The sequence below is a fragment of the Alteromonas sp. CI.11.F.A3 genome (assembly GCF_032925565.1).
In the GTDB taxonomy this organism is placed as follows: domain Bacteria; phylum Pseudomonadota; class Gammaproteobacteria; order Enterobacterales; family Alteromonadaceae; genus Alteromonas.
The window spans coordinates 1,468,769-1,488,454 of the sequence record NZ_CP136708.1 but is presented as its reverse complement, the minus strand read 5'-3'; the positions used below and the strand labels follow the sequence as shown (position 1 = coordinate 1,488,454).

Below are 19,686 nucleotides of genomic sequence, written 5' to 3'. Positions count from 1 at the left end.
TAAATTAATAAAAAAGCAGCTTTATTGCCTTAACAAAGTTTGTATTGAATAGCGCTTTAAATAAGGGCAAGGCGGAGCCCTGAACTGCGGGTATAGATGCAGGTATCACGGCGCTTTCTTCAACCGTTTCTGGTGAAAATGGATAAGTAGCCAAATGCTTCAAGTCGTGCTGATTGTCGATTTCCAATCTGCCTTGGTAAATTTCAACTCGAAACTCTCCCCTTTCTGCGAAACGTTGATGTGCTCGGGTGTAGGCTTCGTACCGTAAATGTAAATCGTGCTGGAGGGTTTTCATTACGCAACCCTCACCAGGTCGTCAACTAAATACCTTCTATCTGAATTCCTAACTAAATTAGCTTCATCATCTCGTCGGTGTAACAAGCCATCAAGCCCTCTGCCCTGCCACAATCGTTTCATCTTCGTAATTTGCTGCGCTATTCCAATATAATCTTTACTCGCTACCAAAGGTTTTATGGCAGCCATTTCTCGTCGTGAGTCACCTTTCAGGCTCCCCCCACGGTTATAAACTAATGAAACCAAGGCAGCTTGAGCATCAGCATTCAAGTACTCGACTCCAGGGAAAGTAGATTTTGTTTTTTGTGCATATTTAGGTAGCGATGAGTGCACAAATACATGCTTTGCGGCATCGAAAGGCACAGTGACAGAACGTAAAGATGAAACATGAATTTTAGCGGTTTGCCCTTTCAGGCCGCATACCCGCGTAAGCTTCTTCATATCAAAGGTACTAAGAAGCGACTGCCAGTCTGATTGAAATTGGCTCTTACTTGCATAACCTAAATCGTAGCCAATACCAATAGTGATCCCCGAATCACCTTTAGGCCACGTAGGATGGGTAAGCCTTTTCTTATAGTATTGCTTCGAACTGATCTCATGTTGCACGATAAGATCTATCCCCTTTTGTGAGAGCGTAAGGCTAATTTCATTTGATGTGACAGGCGTGGTTGTTGAAGTAACTTGGGTTAGGCGTTCTGAAATGGGAAGTAACCGCTTTTCAAGTGCACAAAGCGTTTCGCCACCAAGTACACCATCAGGTGATACACCCAAGTGTTGTTGAATTCGTTTTAGTCGTTCTGAAGTGGTGAAGTGCATTGGGTTGTGTCCATGCAACCTTGAAACATACTTCATTTCGATGGTTATTATTTAAACTATTATATTAACTTAACATTATTTGTACAAAATACAACCAATTCAGTTTCAACTTTACGGGCAATTCGAAGAGAATGGTAAGCGTACATTTAAAGAGACTAGGCTTTGCGGTTATTTAGAAGGGTAACGATTTGAATTTAATATTGAATAATCGGAAGTGACTTCGATAGAGTGATGGAAGTCACGTCCGAATTTTTTTGTTTTAATCTTTATTTATTTCTTTTTTTGTTCCGGCTAGAACACGACTATGCCGTAAGTTTCGCCAGCGAAAGAGTAGATTTTACCCCGCCTTCTAGCAATGTAATAGTTGCATCAAGTGTGCTCATCTCCACCCGTAACTCGGCACGATCTTCATTTAATGTCCAAACCAGCAACAAAGTACCTGTGTCTTCAGTAACAGAGAAATCGCCGTTAAACACATTTGTGTTGTTTCGAATATGAATTAATTCAACGAGGCCTTTTACCACTGGCTTTGTGAGCGCGTCATCAATATCGCTTTCACTTAAGTAAGGACGATTGATGTCTCGTCCCACATTCGTTTTCGCTAACAACTCCATGTCGTTGGTCGCCCCTAACAACCCAGCATAATACACTTGTGGTACACCTGGGCTGAAGAACTGTATTGCACGGGCGAGCAAGTATTTATAGTCGTCTTTTCCTAACGCATCATAATAAGTACAGTTAATTTGGTACAAATCTACGTTGCTAGCGGCTTCACCTGTGGCCTTTCTTGATTCACCATCAGAGTTAACATGAATCGTTTCTACCAAGTTGTCTATTTGCGAATTAGTTAAAAGCCCAGGCTTATCGCCACTTGATCCTACATCAACAATACCTATTCCATCGTGGGTATCTAGCACCGTGAAGCAGTTACGTGGCGAAATAGACAACCAATGCGCTAAGGCAGACGCGTCTTTGCTAAATAGGGTATGCAATACCAATGGCGGAAGCGCAAAGTCGTAAACGCTGTCACAACGAGATGCAATAGCAATTTGGGTTTCAAAATGACTGTGAATTTCAACCAAGCTTTGAATGCCCATCTCGTGCGCACGCTTGCTCAATGCTTCGATAAACTCAAAAGTTTCTTCTAACATGAAACAGTTAGTGCCCGCGCGTTTAATGGCATAACCTGCTGCATCTAAACGAATTAGGTCAACATTGCTTTGTGTAAAAGCCTCTAGGATCGACTCTAGATACGCTTTACCCAAGTCAGACTCAACATCAATATCAATTTGATTCGCGGTGAACGTTGTCCAAAAAGGCACAACCTCTTTGTTATCTAACTCATATTCAGAGAAAAAAGGCGTAGGGCGAGGCCTAAATACTTTCCCGATGTTTGCAACATTAGCCGCATCGTCTTCGCTGAACACCGACTGTTTCGTTAAAAATAGCGGCCAGTATTGTGATTCACGACCGTGCTTAATCACATCTAAGAATGGCTCACTTTGCGCAGACATATGATTAACAATAAGGTCTGCCATAATATTCATCGACTCACCAACCTGTTTCACATCGGCCCAGCTGCCCAAACGTGAATCAACGGTAGTATGATCGATAGGGTCAAATCCAGCATCTTCGCCATCGAAAGGGTAATAGAAAGGTAAAATATGAACGCCGGTAAACAGCCCTTTCAACTTGGTGCTTAGAAGCGTGTTGAGGCCAGACATATTTCCTTCACCTAAGCGGTCTGCGTAGGTAATAAGTTGAACGCCATTGCGTAAAGGCATGAAAATTCTCCAAATATCGGGGTGCTGCGTATTGAAAAAGCAAAAATGCACCGAAAATTTGCAGTGCCTCTATGGCAATAAGAAACACTGCATTGATTTATGTAAATAGTGAAACGTAATACTGTTCTAACTAAGCGTATTTGTTTTAGCTAGCTGTGGTTGAGTCAACGCCATATTCACGTTTCTCAATCATGGCGAGTCGCTCACGTGTTGGCTGTGCAATAGCGTTGTAAAGTAAGCCTAGGAACAACAAGATAGAGAAGCCTGTAGCAACGACAAATCCGTACTTGGCATCACCACCATAGGCATCACTTACCACTCCCATGATAAAAGGCCCCGCGGCCGCGCCCGCAGCGGTAAAAAACAAAATAACCCCCGCTACTGAACCGTGCTGTCGCTTCTCGAAGCAGCTAATGCCTTTAGAGTTAAAAGTAGGATAAATGACCGACATAAATATGCCGCTTAAAGGGAAAAGGAAAACGGCCAGCGATGGGCCTGATAATAAGCCAACCACGAAGCACAGCATTATCATGAAACTAAATAACAGTAGTACTTTGGTCCACTCGTAATGCTGCATCATCCAAATACCCACAAACCGGCCTACTGCACGCAAAGCGAAGAAAACGGAAACCGCGTAAATAGCGAGTGTTTGGGTAGATTCATTGGCGTAGCAGCTGTAAATATCTGATGCAGCATTGGCATCACATATTAAGTAACTTGGCATCCACACATAAATTGCGCTCTCGGCCGCAACGTACAGAAACGCACCAATAGAGAATCCTAGCGCGTAAGGGTCTTTAAGGAGCTTTAGGCTATCGACAAGACTGGTAGGCTTTTCTTTTACCGCCTTGCTTTCAGGGTATTCCACCATCAGCGCCATGCAGATTAGTACGGTACATAATCCACCGGCTATAACGTATAACCACGTCCAGTGCACACCCTGAACAATAAGCCAAGCAACTAAAATTGGCCCAATAATAGCACCAACACCGAAGAAAGCTTCAGCGCCGTTCATGGTGCCCGTATGTTCTTTGGTCGAGCGAGAAATATCACCAATCAACGCAAGTGCAGCGGTTTTAAATACCCCTACCGCCAAGCCTGATAACGTGACTAAACTTAAAATAAACGAAAAGGTACTGCCTACCATAAACAAGTAGCAAGAAATCGCGAATAAGGCTAAACCTAAGATTAGCGTTTTTTTGCGACCAAACTTATCGGCTAAGAAGCCAAGAAACAGCCCAGAAAATGCGATACCTATCATGAACAAAGAATGCATTAAACTCGCCTGAGTATTGGTAACTGCAAACTCAATTTTTACTTCTTTAATGATTTCGCCTACTGAGTCGGATGTCATCGCGAACATCATAAACATCAAATAGGTTAACCAGCGAATTAACCCGTAGTTGTGTTCGCTCGTTTGGTTAGTAGACATGGAGATTTACCTTAGAAACTTAAGAAAGATAAACGCGTTGCTGCGCTTAAAAATCTTATCTAGCGCTTACGCCGAAATACCAGAACTATCACTTACGGCGCTTATTAAAAAGCGCCGCAGTGAATAGTTATAACGACCATTAATAGAATGCGTACTTCAATTGAATTGAAGACGTTCTTCCACTAATTGGGCGAGCTCGAATGATATCGCCAGCTGAAGCAGCACTCTCTTCAGACTCAGTAATAACAAATTCATCAGTAGCGTTATTTACATTCAACGATACCGAGAACTGGTCAGATACATACCAAGTGGCAAATAAGTTAGCCACTACGTAAGCATCTTGCTTAAGCTCGTTAGAGTCTTGAACATAGTACTCTGTTGAACCTTGTAACGACGCACCAATACTGAAGTTTTCAAAGTCGTACTGTGGAATAACCGTATAAATGAAATCGGCTTGGCGACGAGGTGTCTTGCCTACTAATGCAGGGTTGAACTTGTCTTCACTAATTTCTGCATCTGTCCAGGTTGCGTTTCCTGACATTGTGAAACCGTTACCGAAATCGTACTTACTCTCAAGTTCTAAACCTGTTGCTTCGTATTCACGAATAAAGGTTAAACCGCTTGTCACTTCAGCTTGAGTATCTTGGGTTACCGTATTGAACAATGTCGCGTTAAATTTAAAGTCTCGTGTACCGTACTTGATACCAAACTCTAACTGCTCTGTTTCATCGAAACCACTTGTCGTACTCGTTAAGCTACCATCCCCATTAAGGGTACCGGCAATTTGAAGTAGTCTATCCGCTAGCGCTCGGCCACCTTCACTATAGCGACCAAAGAAAGTCACAGAGTCGCTGTACAGGTATGAACCACCTAACGAGAATGATGTATTACTTGCTTCGTAATCAACTATTTGGCTTGTTGCATTAGCACGATTTAGGCGAATAGCACCACCACCAAAGCCGAAACCATTTGATGCAGATGCATCTTCGGTATTGCCTGAAATAATGCCGTCGCCGTTAATGTCTACGTCAGTGTTACCGCCACAGCATGAGTTTATAAGCTCACCGTTTGCTTGTACGGTGTCACGACGAGCACTCACGTCAAACAACCAGTTGTCACCCACCTCAAAGCCTACGTTAATGTAAGGTGCTGTAGTGGTGTAGTTTAAATCCCATTCCCATGAAAGGAAGCTTGGTGCCCAAAGTCCTTGGTCAACAAGTGCAGTACCGTCGGCATCTTCAATATGAAGATACTGAGAGTTAGTACCATCTACTGTTTGAATGTAGGTATTCCAGCTGTTCCAGCTAATCGCGATGTCTTGCTTAGAGTAGTAGTAACCCGCGGTAAGCGTTACGCCATTGTCATACTCTTTACGAAGACTTAAATCGTTGATCATGTTGCCTAAATCATTGTAAGTTGTATCAAACAATAAGTTCAGGAACGCTAAACCGTTGTACTCGTCACCGGCATTTGGACCGTTCGCAAGGGTTACGCTAGTTGAATCACAATTGAAAGCGTTACCGTCGCCATCTAAGGCTGAGGCACATATCGCTGTCGCCATGCTGCTAGCAGACTGCGGTCCATAAGCACCGAAAGTATCAGTGAAAGGAGAAACGAACCCACCGCCTACATCAGACGTTCTGAATTTGTTAAGCAGGTAAAGATCTTCTGCCACTTCCAAGTCAGCTTCAAAGCCGAATGAGGTCACTTCAGATTCAATACCGTCTGTTAGATCACGATTAACCGGGTTACCGAAAGAATCGAACGTCGACACATTGGTAGTGTAAGCAGAATGTAGTGTTTGGCTGCTTGCATCAAAGTTATCAACCGCGCCATAGCTACCATTACCTTTTACCATTACAGGTGCAGGTAAGTAAGTAGTCACTCTGTCGTTTAAATGCTTGAAGTAAAAACGTAGATGACCATTATCTAGCAACTGAGTGAAGTTGATTTTTACTTGGCCACCTTGGTCGCCGTTATAGCCAGTGTCGCGAACGCCTTCGCCGCCACGCGCGAAACCACCAATATGGAAGTATAGGTCGTCGTTTACTTCACCGCCGTAAGCGAAGTCTAGACGAAACTCTTCGTAATCAAGGCCAAACGATGTGCCAATTGCACCACCACCTTGTTCACCGGTAGCACTGATCATGTTGATGACCCCACCCGGTGAGTTACTGGCAAATGTTGATGCAGAACCACCACGTACAGATTCTACTCGCTCTACAGACCAATCGTAGCGCAGGAAGTTATCTGCGTTACCAAAGTTGATATCGCCGTACTCTAAAACTGGAAGGCCGTCTTCATGAATTTGCATGAATTTAGAACCACCTGTAGCTAAAGGAATACCACGAATAGTAATGTTTGCGTTACCGCCACCGCCTGAAGATTCAGCGCGAATACCTGGCAGTGCACGGAAAACCTCAGCTGTTGAGCGAGGAGCTAGTTTCATCACTTCTTCTTCATTGAATGAACTGACAGAAACACTCGCCTCTTGCGCAGAAACACCTGCGGGGCTGGCAGTCACTACGATTTGTTCATACGTCTCTTTTGCTTTCTTTTCTTGTGCTTCTTGAGGTAGATTCTCTTGAGCTAAAGCAGCGCCACTTAGGCCTAATAACACTGCTATGCCCAATGCGCTTTTATTAAATGGTGTGTGCATGGGTATTCTCCAAAGCTAAGCGAAACTCTCTTACGCTTAGTTGTGTGAGAAGAAGCGAAAGAGAACTAAAGTCATAAATTAACAAACGTCAACTTAATCGATTAAGTTAAAGATTACTCGAAGAATGCTGACATGTAAATTATTTGTTTAAAAAAATAGCTAAAAATATTTTAACCGAAACAAGCAGAATTATTTAAAATAAAGTTAAATCAAAAGCCTAACTAAAAACAACAACAAGAAAAAAAGTTCAATTTACTTTCAAAATTCACTCCTAATTAACTTAATCGTTCTAGACAAAGGTTTAATTTACAATATATAAACATAGTGAAATACATATCAACTTATCCTTTGTCATCAAGCTCGCCATATATTTTCTTCAAATACCTCCGCAAGCCTTCGCTATTACTTTAGTTCAAAAATAGGCCTTTCGTTGCAAAAACGCGTTGAGGACACAATGGTAGGTACTGCCAATATTGCGTAATCATCTGCGGGGTGTTCTTCTTCACACAAAAAGCGTGGCGCTGAGTGGTTATCGCTTTGAAAGGCGTGCAAAATGAAGCCGGGCATGCCGGCTATGTATTGATTGGTTTGATTAGGTGGGAGTAAATGAGCATGTGCGCAATTCACTTTACGCTTGAAAGCTGTCTATTTTAGTTAACGGTAAATACCCTTACTCTCTATGGCTTAACCATTCCACAGGCTTTTTTTCCGCTGAGCTTTTTAGTTAAGCATACGTGCTCTTTACTCATTCTTCAGTTCGACTATAGCACTTACCTCAACCGACATATTGCCGGGCAAGCTACTCATGCCAACGGCGGCTCTTGCTGCTTTGCCATCGTCACCAAACGCGGTGACGAATATATCGGAAAAACCATTTATCACCAGTGAATGCCCCGTGAAATCATCAGTGGCGTTTACCATGCCCGTAATCTGCAGCACTTGTTTAACCTTGCTCAAATCGCCAGTGGCTTCTTTAATCGTTGCCAAAGCACATAACCCCACCAATTGTGCGGCATCGTAACCCTGCTCTACTGTTACATCTTGCCCCAATTTTCCAAGTACACTTTTGCCTTCACAGGCGCCGTGACCCGACAGATACAAAAGGTTGCCAGCACGGCGCCATGTAACGTAATTCGCAATGGGTTTCACTGGCGCAGGCAGTGTAAAGCCATCTGCTTTCAAACTTTGCTCTGGCGTATTCGCACTTGCCACTATGGGCGCAAACATTAATGAGACGGCTGTCGCTAGTATAAATTTCTTCATCGTTTTTCCTTTCTATAGGCTTTTTAACGCAAGCGTTAATTGCTTAATTTCTTCAGCTGAAATAAATATTTGTGGGGTCACTCTTATACAACAGCCACTGGCTAACCCTACCCTTACCACCGTAAATACATTGAATTCATTTTCCAGTCTTTGCTGTAGCATCTTTGCTTCGTCTAGCGACACTTTACCTTTTATACGAAATGCCCCCATTCCCGTACTTGATGCATCATCTTCGCCGCCCAGCACTTCAATATTGGGTAACTGCTTTGCTTCTTTTACCCACAGATTACGCAAGTAACGCAATCTAGCTTCTTTATTGGCAGGCCCAATAGATTCATGGAAATCGATAGCAGTAGGAACCGTTAGGATAGATGCAAAATTTGAAGTGGCAGTGTGAACTCGTTTATCTACTAACGTATTATTGGGGTCGATTTCTCCCGGATAGGGAGAGATTTTTTCTAAACTGCCCTTCTTCATATATAGCGCCCCAACACCTACAGGGCTGCCAATCCATTTATGTAGATTAAAGCCTGCCCAGTCCACATTTAATTCGGCAATGGTAAAGTCGAGCAAGCCCCACGATTGGGCACAGTCACAAATAATATCTATCCCTCGCGCTTTTGCCGCTTTAGCAATGTCTGCAACGGGCAGTATGAGCCCGTGCTGGTTACTCACATGGGTAAGCAGCATTAACTTCAAATTAGGATGTTTATCAAATGCTTTAACGTAAATATCGAGGATTTCAGATTGGTCGGTTTGCGCGGGTAAAATAACTTCTACAGGTTCTACGTTCTGCGTTTTTGCCAACCAACGCATGGTATCTTTAAAACTTGGGTAATCAATGTCGGCAAACAGCACTGTATCGTTTGCCTCAAAATTATTGTACTGCCGCATCAAATTGTGAATAGACTCAGTGGCATTACGGGTAAGAACCACTTCTTCGTTTTCAGCGCCGAGCGCTTGTGCTGCTCTATTGGTGCTATGAGCTAGGTCATCTTTAAAGTGTCTACGACCATAAACAGAAAGCTGTGTATTCACCATTTCCGTCTTCGCAATGAATACTTCCTGCACCTGCTTAGACATCTTTCCCCAATAACCATGCTCTAAATTAACAATGCCCTGCACTTTGTCATAATTCAGTGCAACTTGAGCCCAAAATGACTCATCTTTTGCCAGTATTTCGGGCGATATATTTTTAGGCCTTGGAGGGATTTTGACCGTTCTCAATGGTGCCACCTCGCTGCTAGCATGAACCAACTGGGACACCGCTAGCGATCCTAACGCCCCTCCTGCAAGGGCTTTTAGCATATGTCTGCGGTTTAAATGCTCTGGCTCTACACTCATGGGTTTCCCCTCACTACTACGCTTGAAAAAATAAAAAAGGCCTGAATTTCAATGAATTTGAGCCACAAAAAATCTTCTACGGCCAAACAAAGCAATTGTTGAACCACATGATTTATTAATGTGTGTTCCTTCAAATTGAGCCTCTTTTGCTCCTCGATAGGCGAAAGCGTATCAAGCCCCCTACTTTGTATTTATGTCATGCAATAAGAAAATGAATAGGAAGACAGGTTTGCAGTGCTGCTGCCCCGTTGTCAATACAAGTAAAGAACCATCAATTAAACGTAAAGCCTAAGGCATATTGGCTGAAAGTTAATTATGGTTTTTATTAACCAGTGGCGGCAAATAGATTAATTAAAATGGATTTCTAGATGAACAAATGGTTTTGGCGTGTATTGATTTTGTGTTTTTTAATGGTTAATGCAGAAACTGTCGATTGGTTACTTGCGATTACCATTGGTGGGTATAGTTTCGATGCCAGTGATGAACATACCTTCCGATACTTTTCCCTTTCTAGTTACTTTGATTCCGCTATTTTTCAACTTATTCCTTATTTGCTGCTTGCTGGTCTAGCCGCATTTCAAGGTCGTCATTATTGTGTCCATGAAAAAATAGCCTTTTGGGCAGCTCTAATCGCCATCACTCTTTTTCATTGCTGGGGATATTGGGGGGTAAACTACTCTTCTTATACAGATGGGCATTTATCATCAACAGCCAGCCTGGCTTTAATTTTTATTCCATTGCACGCTATTTGGGTTGGCTTACTTACGGGAATAACGGTGGGGCTTTTATCACTATTGTGTGCTTGTGTTATTAAAAAGATATGTGGCGCGTAGAGTCAATTAAACGCTTTCAGATAGCTTGTTGATTTTGCTAACTAACTTCAGATGCCCCATACACTTTTCTTTATGCGCTTTCACTCATATGTAAAGGCCAGAGAGAAAAGCTGGCCTTTATGCTTCTTCGACAACAACATCGCTACCAAACAATACGCTTAGTTTCGCCCGGCAATAACACCACCATCAACGTCCCATATTGCACCAGTTACCCAACTGCTCTGCTCCTGAAGCAGAAACATAATACTATTTGCAATGTCATCAGAAGTACCAATACGCCCAATAGGGTGGAATCCATTAAACCCTTTTAATGCCTCATCGACATCAGCCGGATTAATAAATGATTCGTAAATAGGAGTCTTCACTACCGCAGGCGACACTGCATTTACGCGTATATTATATTCTGCTAATTCCATCGCCATGTGTTGCGTTAATGCATGTAGCCCCGCTTTAGCCATTGAGTATGCAGAAGAAGGCGTGGCTTTAATTGCCTGTTTAGCCCACATTGAACCAATATTCACCACGGCGCCCCCGCCATGCTTAATCATATTATTAGCAATCGATTGACTGATAAAAAATATGGCGCGATTCAATGTGGCATATATATCATAGTCACCAGGCTCATGTGATAGGAATGGCTTAGGACTAAAATAGCCTACTGCATTAACCAAGTATTGAATATGCCTGTCTTCGGCGTTCAATTGCTGTATCACTTTTTCGACGTCTTGTTGTTTATGTAAATTGGCCTGAATAGTCTCAACAGTAGCACCACTTGAAGCATATGATTCAATATCAACCTTTGCTGATGCTAGCTTGCCACTGTTATTACCTAAAATAACCGTATCAATTCCTTTTGCAGAAAGCTGTTTAGCCGTTGCCAATCCCATTCCACTTGAACCACCGACTACCACTGCAATATTAGAAGTTTGCATTATTAATGACCTTGCTTGTGTTAAAATGAAAGGCCAATCTAACGGCAATTAATAGACTTAAAAAGTAAGCACTTATCGGTAAGGTAGGTACTTTTAGGTACATCTTAATGAAAACTATAGAGAAGAATTTTTCAAAAAAAGTAGCGCCGAGTAAAGCAGCATTAATGGTGCAAGCTGTTTGCGGTTGCAAATGGTCTCTCACTATTTATCAATTGCTGAGCCATGGAATAAATCGCCCCGGCGAAATGGTTCGTCGTGTAGATGGCCTTACCACAAAAGTACTCAACCAGTGTTTGCGGAAAAATATCGAATTTGGCATTTTAGCTCGAACGTCTTATAACGAAGTCCCCCCAAGAGTGGAGTACGAAGTAACCGAGTTTGGTAGTAAGTTTATGAAAGTACTGGATGAGTTAGAGCAATTACAAAACGAAATTTACAACAATGAATAGATAATGGCCCGTCACTAACTTGTGGCCATTTCCCCCGCTTCCGCCCTACACCTACAGCCATTACTCAAAAAAGTGCTAAAGAAACTTGCACTTTAGAATTACACATGTAATCTTAAGTTTAGACTACGCTTGTAATCTATTTAATTAAAAAGCCACTACATGATTGGGTAAAGCGAAAATACTTATGACGACATCTAAAGCGCAGCCAGATATTAGTAATACTGAGTTTGAAGTATTAGACGTAATTTGGGACAGAAACCCAATATCGTCTAACGAGGTAATTGAGCGTCTAAATCAACATAAACCTTGGCATGAAAAAACGGTAAAAACTTTACTCGGCCGTCTAGTTAAAAAGGGGGCTGTCAGTTTTCACAAGCAACAGCGCCAATACCTTTACTACCCATTAATGGCCCGTGAAGAATATGTTCAAGAAGAAACCAGTAGCTTTTTAGGCAGGATGTTCAAAGGTAAAGTGGCTCCAATGATTGCGGGCTTTGCTAACCAAAACGAATTATCTAAAGAAGATATCGATGAGCTTAAAGCGGTTATCAAACAGTGGGAGCAAAACAATGATTGAGTGGGTGATTTCTCAGCAAGCTATGTTAACGGTTGTTTTGGCGCTTTTGATCTTTTGTGAACGCTTCCTTACTAACCAACTAGGTACTAAGTTTGTTTACAAAGCGTGGTTGTTAATACCTGTCGCACTTGTGATGAACAACCTGCCCGTTGATTTGGTCTCTATTTCTGCTAATAGCATCAGCCGCTATATAGTGGGTATTAACCCTAATGTATCCGGTTCGCAATTCAGCGTGCTGTTTTGGCTATGGGCAACAGGTGCTAGTGCAGTAGCAGCTTACATATTGGTGCATCATATAAGCCTATTTCGCTCTATTGATAAAAAGCACGTTGTTCCTTCGCCTAAATCTACCGTTTCAGTAGGCTCTAATACGTCACCTTCCCTTAGCGCGTATTATTCCAATAAAGCTTCTACACCTATGCTCTTTGGTTTTTTGAAGCCTGTCGTTCTGCTGCCTAGTTATTTCAAGACTGCATTTTCAGGTACTCAGCAAGCATTAATACTTGAACATGAAAGAGTACATAACCAACACAAAGACAACGTATGGAATGCTATTGCGTTAGCTTTTACAGTACTTTTTTGGTTCAACCCTGCAACCTGGCTTGCCTTGAAATCGTTTCGTAGTAGTCAAGAATTAGCATGTGATAACTCAGTGCTAGCCAACAAATCACCAGACGAGAAACTCATTTATGCAAAAGCACTTGTTTGTTGTGCCGAGCATAATTCAAAAGCAGTAAACCTGTACCCCACCTTTGGAGAGAAAAGTACAATGATGAAAAGACTAAACGCGATTAAAACCCCGCATAAAGGTAATAAGTTACTTGCCGCTGGCACAGCGGCTATTTTTGCCTTAATCACTGCCAATATGGCATTAGCTAACGCCCCGCTTCACAATACTGAACACAAACAGTCGAAGGTTAACGACGCTGCACCGGTAGAATTTGTATCGCCTGCATACCCCGAAGCGGCCGAAAAAGGCAATATTGAAGGCTTCGTTGTACTGCAATTCGATATTACTAAAACCGGTAGCACCGACAATATCACGGTAGTCAATGCCACTCCCGACGGTATATTTGATGAGAGTGCTAAAGCCGCGCTCAAACAATGGAAATACAAACCAGCAATTAAAGGTGGTGTTGCCCGCAGGCAAACGGGTTTGTTAGTACAGCTCGACTATAAACTTGATCAGCCTTTAACGGCGGGCACTGAAAAATAGGCTTAAGCCTAACAAGTAAGAATACTAAAAGGAGCTGTTGCTCCTTTTAGTGTTTTCCTCAAACAAGGCTTTTCTCACTTAAGCTGTTCTCTCTTAACCTATTATGTCTTTGCCTATACCAAAATAGCACGAAGCAAATATTTCACTGCTATCAGTAAAGACTACGGGCACTTCATACGCCATACCATGCTTCATCGTATTCATTTTCTCTAACCTCCTGTAATTATTATCAAAAATAATTAAAGGAGGGCTCGGCACTGTCTTTGCTTCACTCTATGGTTAAAGCAAGTTCTTATGGTTGATGCTGATTAGTTTCGATATTGGTTAGTTTCAATGTAGGTTAGTTAGCACAACGCACAAGTAACATTTAGGAGGAAACATGGCTGGTGGCTGGGCAAAAGATGGTGCAGTACAAGACCAAATAGATGCAAGCGTTGAAGATGCCGTGGCGCGTGCTAAAAACAACATGTATCACGGTGAGAGTGCTGAGTTCTGTGAAGAGTGCGACGCCCCTATTCCTGAGCGCAGACGCATAGCAGTGCCTGGCGTTCAATTGTGTATTAACTGCCAAGCTGAAATGGAAAAAACAAGCAAGGTTGAGTCGTTGTTTAACCGTAGAGGCAGTAAAGATAGCCAGCTAAGATAGACCATTAAAATAATCGGCTTATACAAAGGCGCCTTTATCAAAGATTGAATTAGCCACGCAGTCGGTTACCGCCTTTCATCTTACTTACCCTCGTATTAACCGTTTACCCGTTGCATTGTATTGAGACTTTTGTGAAAGATAAGTGATTGATTTATCTTGCTCCCGTTCGTATAACCATAAGAACGAGATAACGAATTCACAATAATAAAAACGGAAAACACATGAAATTAAAAACGCTGGCCTTAGCGTGCGCATCATCAATTATTGTTGGGTGTGCAACTCAACCCGCTTCTTCAGTGAATCCTATACACGCTGCCGTTCTATCAACACCCTACACGTTAAAAACCGGGGGAGAAATTCCTAAAAGGCAACAGAACCTATCTATTAGCCATGCAACGCTCGCCTTTTCCTTCGATTTCGATAAAGAGATTTTGTTTGGGGATACTACCCTCACCCTGCAAGCGCCTTCACCACAACAAGAAATCTCTGTGGATTTAGACACGCGTTTTGCTATTGAAGGCGTTTGGCTGAATGATACTGAGCTACCTGCACAGCAATTTAGTAACCTTGAAGGCGAGCTTATTGTATCGCCAACTAGTAATGTGGCTTTTCCTGCAACCTTACGGGTTGTGTATTCAGGCCATCCTCGCACGCCGATTAGAGCCCCTTGGGATGGCGGCGTGATGTGGGAAGGAACCCCTGATGGACACCCATGGTTGGCAACTGCAGTGCAAGGTGAAGGGTGCGATCTTTTCTGGCCGTGTATCGACCAACCTTATGGCGAACCCGCTAACACCGAACTTTTCATTACCGTTCCCAAGCCACTAGTAGCGGCCAGCAATGGAGTATTAGTTGCAACTGAAGAAAATGGTGATGCTCGCACCTTTCATTGGCAAACCAAATCAATGCACAATACCTACGGCATTGCCTTGAACATAGCGCCTTACGAAAAGCTGACCAAAAGTTTTACCAGCATTTACGGCAACACTTACCCGTTAACCTACTACCACCTTCCAGAAAACGAAAACAAAGCAAAAGCGTTGTTTGCCGAGCTACCTGAAATGGTTACTTTTTTCGAACGTATGATTGGCCCCTATCCTTTTGCTGACGAGAAAGTAGGCATAGTACAAACCCCTCACTTGGGTATGGAGCATCAAACCATAAACGCCTACGGCAACCAATATAGAAAAGACGATGCAGGATACGATTGGTTAATGCAGCACGAGTTTGCGCATGAGTGGTTTGGTAATCAGCTTACCAACGACAACTGGGATCATATGTGGTTACACGAAGGGTTTGGCACCTACATGCAACCGTTATATGCCCAATATCTACACGGCAACGAAGCCTACTTTGTGAAGCTGAATGCACAGCGAAAAGGGTTGGCAAACGCTCACCCTATTGTAAGCAACCAATTGTTATCTGAAGAAGATGTTTATGAAAAAGGCCCTGCGGGTGATATTTATGCCAAAGGTTCATGGGTTATTCATACGCTTAGAGGGCTAATGGGCGACGAAGACTTTTTCCGCTCTGTAACCGAATTAGTGTATGGCCGCAGTGACCCCAAGCCTGGCAATTTCAAACCGATTTTTGCCAATACTCAAGATTTTATTGATATCGTCAATAAAAACAGTGAGCACAATCTAGATTGGTTTTTTGACGTGTATATATTCAGTGCAGCTTTACCTAAATTAGTTGTTGCTCGCACCGAAAATGACATTACATTTACGTGGAAAACAGAAGGTGACTTACCCTTCCCTATGCCGTTAGAAGTTAGCGTAAACGGTAAATTAACCACGCTTGATATGCAAAACCAAACCAGCTTAGCAGTAAGCCAATACGATGCAGTAATTGCTGACCCTAACAGTAAGGTGCTTCGCTACGAACAGCGTTTTGAAGATTATCGGGAATGGCAAGTAGAGCAAGCTGAAATGAGGAAAAAGCAGACCGAGTAATAAGGTAAAACAAGGCGCATAAACCTCGCTGAATTTAACTCCATGTCATGCCTATTAAGGCATTACATGGAGAGGATAGCACGCAGATTAAGGAGCCCTCACTTATGTCGGTAAACCGAATCAATACATCCCAATTACCGCTGTTTACCGCTTCTTGTTGATTGGCGTACCCCCATTGCGACTTTCTACCAACTCTTCTAATGCTACACCGGGGTCTTCTTCCCCAGCCACTGACGTAGCATAGGGACTAGCAGCCTCGGCTTCAGCATCTGAAACGGGCGTGACGTTTCTATCACCGGTGCCACGGGTGCCGTTGCTTCTGCCGCTATTAACTTGATTTTTATCTTTTAAACCACGCATTAATTCCTCCAAATAAGGTACAAATTCTAAGGCTAGCGCTATCAATAGCACGGTAACTAAATACCATGTAGGTAAAGGGTCTTCTTTAAGTTGAAGTGCGAAATCGGCGGGGATATCGCCAATACCAAACAGCGCTGTGAAATGAGGCCAATGTCGGCCCACCACTAAAACTAATGCTAATAGCGGGATCATTTCTAAAAAGCTATGAACATGCTGTTCAATGGGCCCTACACGGCGCTTAGTTACCGCATAAGAGACATCCCACATGGCGGTAGCTTCATGCACAAAAAAGAGCAAAATACTAATACCAATAATTAAGCTATTAACCTCGAATATCAGCACCATGAAAAGTGGAATGCCCACTTCGGCGAACATGAGTAAGTGGATAAGCGATTCTTTTGCGCCGCTAGTACCGGAAATATTACTTCGCTTATGGCAGTACCAATCGACAATACCCGCCACAAACCAGATGGGAATGATGAAATACATTAGGATTATTAGCGTAGGATCGTCCATAGAAACTTGCCTCTCCCGAAACATGGCCTACGTCAGGTGACATAGGCGAAGGTGTATGAGGTTATAAACGGGCAAGTAACCAGAATAGATTAGCAGTTCATTAAATTTTTTTAACGTTTAGCGGCTAGAGACAAGCTATTTTATCGTTAACGACACCCACACCATCCTATGGTCAGAACTTGCTTGCCTGTCTTTGACCAAGCGATATAGGTCACTATCTTTACTAGGCCAAAATACGCCAGCGTCTTTTACGTCAAAACCATACTGTGAAGGCAGCACATAATCGGCTCTTGCCCCCCAATACGCAGTGAACCGGTTACTAAAATCTTCCCTTGATGCTTCTGCACCACCCGCACTTGTCGGAATAAGGCTATTGTTCACCAAAGGGCTTTCCGTCAATTGCTCAATCACATCAACTCTATGCTTATCGCCCATATCAGCTGCATTAAAATCGCCAACTAGCACAAACCGTTCGTTCTCTTTTAAACTCACCTGCGCGCCAGCATCGTCATAAATATAGTCACCACGATTAGGCGTTAAATAATCTGCCATGAGCCGAATTTCATCGTGATTACGGGTACCGTTTCTGTCTTCTTCGCCATCAAAATTTGGCGGTGTGGGGTGCATCGCTAACACATGCACTATTTCTCCGTTCACATTAACCGGAATATCCCAATGAGATTTCGAACTTAGGCGAAAGGCTTGCCATTCTTCTTCTGAATACCATGGTGTACCCAATTCTTTCGCATTAGTAGCAGGTAATATAGGCTGTTGTGCACCAGGCATATCTTTCCATTTGAAGGTCTGAAAGGTGCGTGCATTGGCCTGTTCAATAGGATACTTAGATAACACCACCATCCCATATTGCCCAGGGTATAAGCCGTAACCATAAGCATCACCGCCGTATTTTTCTTTCTTGCCGTTGTTGTCTAAATCAAAATGCGTGGGCTCGCCCGTATTCACAGTGTTGGTATAAACATACTCGTAATTCACCGCTTGTTGGCCCGCCTGTGAAACATTCAGGTAGTGTTTTATAAAGTTATCAATTCCAACTGACTGGTCCGCGATATAATCAAATTCATTAAGTAGCAGAATGTCAGGATTAACACGCTGAATAATTTCAGCAATATTCTTAACTTGCTGATTATCACCATTAGATAGCACTTGCTTTAAAACTTTAGCACTAGGCGCTAAACCAAGCGCTTCGTAATTAGTTGATTCCATACTGACGTTAAACGTAGCGACTTTTAGTGTGTTCGCACTAAGCGCAGAAGAATAAGCCACCAAGAAAAGTGCGACGAGTTTATTTTTCATATAGTTTACTCATTTGAAACCAATTTAATAACGGGCGGTTAGGTAACTGGAAAATATAAATTGCGCAGTAACAGCCAACTAAAGAGCTAAAGCCAATACAATCTACCATTGGGCTTTTCTTTTAAGCCACACGTAGCATTTATCAAGTTCAATGATAAAAATCTCTTACACTAACTATTATCCGGCAAACTCTACTCATTCATAATACAGGGCAAGGACATGGCTTTAAAACAGTTATTTTTCACGATGGGATTAGCGTTCTTTTCAGCAAATGCGTTAAGTGCACAAACAATACAAAAGCTAGCAAGTGTAAAGGGGACGCAAATAACCGGTGTCACAGTCAGTGATAAAGGCGAGGTATTTGTTAATGCCCCTACCTGGCGAAGTGGCGTCGAGTTTGCCGTGGCAAAAATATCAGATTCAGGCCATTTTGAAGCTTATCCAAATAAAGAATTAAATAGCTGTGTGGCTTCAGTCCGAGTAAGTGACGATTGCTTTTTAGCGGTACAATCGGTAGTGGCTCACGAAGATAAATTATATGTTTTAGATACCCGCAACCCGCAATTTAAAGGGGTTAAAGATGCCCCTCGTATTTTTGTAATAGACCTTGAAACAAATAAGGTGGAAAGTGTGCTCACCATAGGCAGCAATGCCTATCACTCTGATTCTTACATTAATGATTTGCGCGTTGATGATAAAACGAATCGAATTTACATGACAGATTCTGGCCATGCCGGACTCGTCATCTACGACTTAGGCGACGACAATAGTTACCGTATTTTAGATAACCATCAATTTACCCGTGCAGAAACTTCTACGTTAGACATTGCTGGAAAACCGTTTACGAACACAGTTCACTCTGATGGCCTAGCGCTTGATAGCCAACATGACATTGTTTATTTTCACGCATTAAGTGGCTACACCCTATACGCGATAGATACCCTAGATATAAAGCCTACAAGTAACAACGACATTGCCAGTAAAGTACGCAAAGTCGCCACTACAGGGGCACCTGACGGCCTAATTTATCATGATGGGATTTTGTACCTCGCCGATTTAGAGAAGCAGTTAGTTCAGTACTTAACGCCCGATTTAACACTGCACACTTTAGTAGATGGGGATGCAGTAAATTGGGCTGATACATTTAGTATTCATAATGACTCGCTTTACTACACCAACAGTAAAATTCAAGATGCTGGCAGTGACGTAAGTAGCATGGAGTTCGAGGTTTATAAAGTAGCATTGCCATCACCAAGCAAGCTCGCTAATTAAGGCGACAAAACCTTTTATAGTAAA

Annotated in this window: 17 protein-coding genes; 7 read left to right on the top strand and 10 right to left on the bottom strand. The window is 42.6% G+C overall.

Annotated elements, in window-relative coordinates:
• Positions 1-4: 4 nt before the first annotated feature.
• The 7 genes from R1T43_RS06315 to R1T43_RS06285 all read right to left on the bottom strand — a co-directional run bounded on the left by R1T43_RS06315 (position 5) and on the right by R1T43_RS06285 (position 9,592).
• Entirely contained in the window at positions 5-295 is a 291-nt protein-coding gene (locus R1T43_RS06315; RefSeq protein ID WP_317354071.1) for a hypothetical protein, read from the bottom strand.
• Positions 295-1,110 carry a glycoside hydrolase family protein gene (locus R1T43_RS06310; protein WP_317354068.1) on the bottom strand — a complete coding sequence of 272 codons (816 nt, stop codon included), beginning with the start codon at positions 1,108-1,110 and terminating at the stop codon, positions 295-297. The genes R1T43_RS06315 and R1T43_RS06310 overlap by 1 nt, the downstream gene beginning before the upstream one ends.
• A 302-nt stretch (positions 1,111-1,412) precedes the next feature.
• Positions 1,413-2,894, bottom strand: coding sequence for a sucrose phosphorylase (gene gtfA / locus R1T43_RS06305; protein ID WP_317354065.1), 1,482 nt, complete (start codon positions 2,892-2,894; stop codon positions 1,413-1,415).
• 145 nt (positions 2,895-3,039) lie between these two features.
• Complete coding sequence (locus R1T43_RS06300) at positions 3,040-4,266, bottom strand: MFS transporter (protein WP_247670687.1); 1,227 nt, start codon at positions 4,264-4,266, stop codon at positions 3,040-3,042.
• A 199-nt stretch (positions 4,267-4,465) separates the two neighbouring features.
• Positions 4,466-6,985: a TonB-dependent receptor gene (locus R1T43_RS06295; RefSeq protein ID WP_317354062.1), complete on the bottom strand. Its 2,520-nt coding sequence runs from the start codon at positions 6,983-6,985 to the stop codon at positions 4,466-4,468.
• A 741-nt stretch (positions 6,986-7,726) separates the two neighbouring features.
• A complete protein-coding gene (locus R1T43_RS06290) occupies positions 7,727-8,248 on the bottom strand; it encodes a RidA family protein (RefSeq protein ID WP_317354060.1) in 522 nt (173 codons plus the stop codon).
• Positions 8,249-8,260: 12 nt separating this feature from the next.
• Positions 8,261-9,592, bottom strand: coding sequence for an aminotransferase class V-fold PLP-dependent enzyme (locus R1T43_RS06285; RefSeq protein WP_317354058.1), 1,332 nt, complete (start codon positions 9,590-9,592; stop codon positions 8,261-8,263).
• 368 nt (positions 9,593-9,960) lie between these two features.
• On the opposite strand from R1T43_RS06285, the gene R1T43_RS06280 reads away from it, so the two are divergent.
• The gene (locus tag R1T43_RS06280; RefSeq protein ID WP_317354056.1) at positions 9,961-10,425 is read left to right on the top strand and encodes a hypothetical protein; all 465 of its coding nucleotides are present in this window, start codon (positions 9,961-9,963) and stop codon (positions 10,423-10,425) included.
• A gap of 158 nt (positions 10,426-10,583) precedes the next feature.
• Here R1T43_RS06280 and R1T43_RS06275 read toward each other — a convergent pair whose 3' ends face one another.
• Complete coding sequence (locus R1T43_RS06275) at positions 10,584-11,357, bottom strand: SDR family oxidoreductase (RefSeq protein ID WP_317354054.1); 774 nt, start codon at positions 11,355-11,357, stop codon at positions 10,584-10,586.
• A 107-nt stretch (positions 11,358-11,464) separates the two neighbouring features.
• On the opposite strand from R1T43_RS06275, the gene R1T43_RS06270 reads away from it, so the two are divergent.
• The 5 genes from R1T43_RS06270 (at position 11,465) to R1T43_RS06250 (ending at position 16,200) form a co-directional block, all read left to right on the top strand.
• A complete protein-coding gene (locus R1T43_RS06270) occupies positions 11,465-11,806 on the top strand; it encodes a helix-turn-helix domain-containing protein (protein ID WP_317354051.1) in 342 nt (113 codons plus the stop codon).
• A 184-nt stretch (positions 11,807-11,990) separates the two neighbouring features.
• Positions 11,991-12,383, top strand: a complete 393-nt coding sequence (locus R1T43_RS06265) for a BlaI/MecI/CopY family transcriptional regulator (protein WP_317354049.1) — start codon at positions 11,991-11,993, stop codon at positions 12,381-12,383.
• On the top strand, positions 12,376-13,599 hold the full coding sequence (locus tag R1T43_RS06260; RefSeq protein ID WP_317354046.1) for a M56 family metallopeptidase: 1,224 nt from the start codon (positions 12,376-12,378) through the stop codon (positions 13,597-13,599). Before R1T43_RS06265 ends, R1T43_RS06260 begins: the two co-directional genes overlap by 8 nt.
• Before the next feature lie 379 nt (positions 13,600-13,978).
• Positions 13,979-14,245, top strand: coding sequence for a DksA/TraR family C4-type zinc finger protein (locus R1T43_RS06255; RefSeq protein WP_211070409.1), 267 nt, complete (start codon positions 13,979-13,981; stop codon positions 14,243-14,245).
• A gap of 221 nt (positions 14,246-14,466) precedes the next feature.
• Positions 14,467-16,200: a M1 family metallopeptidase gene (locus R1T43_RS06250; RefSeq protein WP_317354040.1), complete on the top strand. Its 1,734-nt coding sequence runs from the start codon at positions 14,467-14,469 to the stop codon at positions 16,198-16,200.
• A gap of 144 nt (positions 16,201-16,344) precedes the next feature.
• Here R1T43_RS06250 and R1T43_RS06245 read toward each other — a convergent pair whose 3' ends face one another.
• Complete coding sequence (locus R1T43_RS06245) at positions 16,345-17,076, bottom strand: diguanylate cyclase (protein WP_317354037.1); 732 nt, start codon at positions 17,074-17,076, stop codon at positions 16,345-16,347.
• A gap of 135 nt (positions 17,077-17,211) precedes the next feature.
• On the bottom strand, positions 17,212-18,390 hold the full coding sequence (locus R1T43_RS06240; RefSeq protein ID WP_317354034.1) for an endonuclease/exonuclease/phosphatase family protein: 1,179 nt from the start codon (positions 18,388-18,390) through the stop codon (positions 17,212-17,214).
• A gap of 219 nt (positions 18,391-18,609) precedes the next feature.
• Here R1T43_RS06240 and R1T43_RS06235 point away from each other — a divergent pair, with 219 nt between their 5' ends.
• Positions 18,610-19,662, top strand: coding sequence for an L-dopachrome tautomerase-related protein (locus tag R1T43_RS06235; RefSeq protein ID WP_317354031.1), 1,053 nt, complete (start codon positions 18,610-18,612; stop codon positions 19,660-19,662).
• Positions 19,663-19,686: the final 24 nt, after the last annotated feature.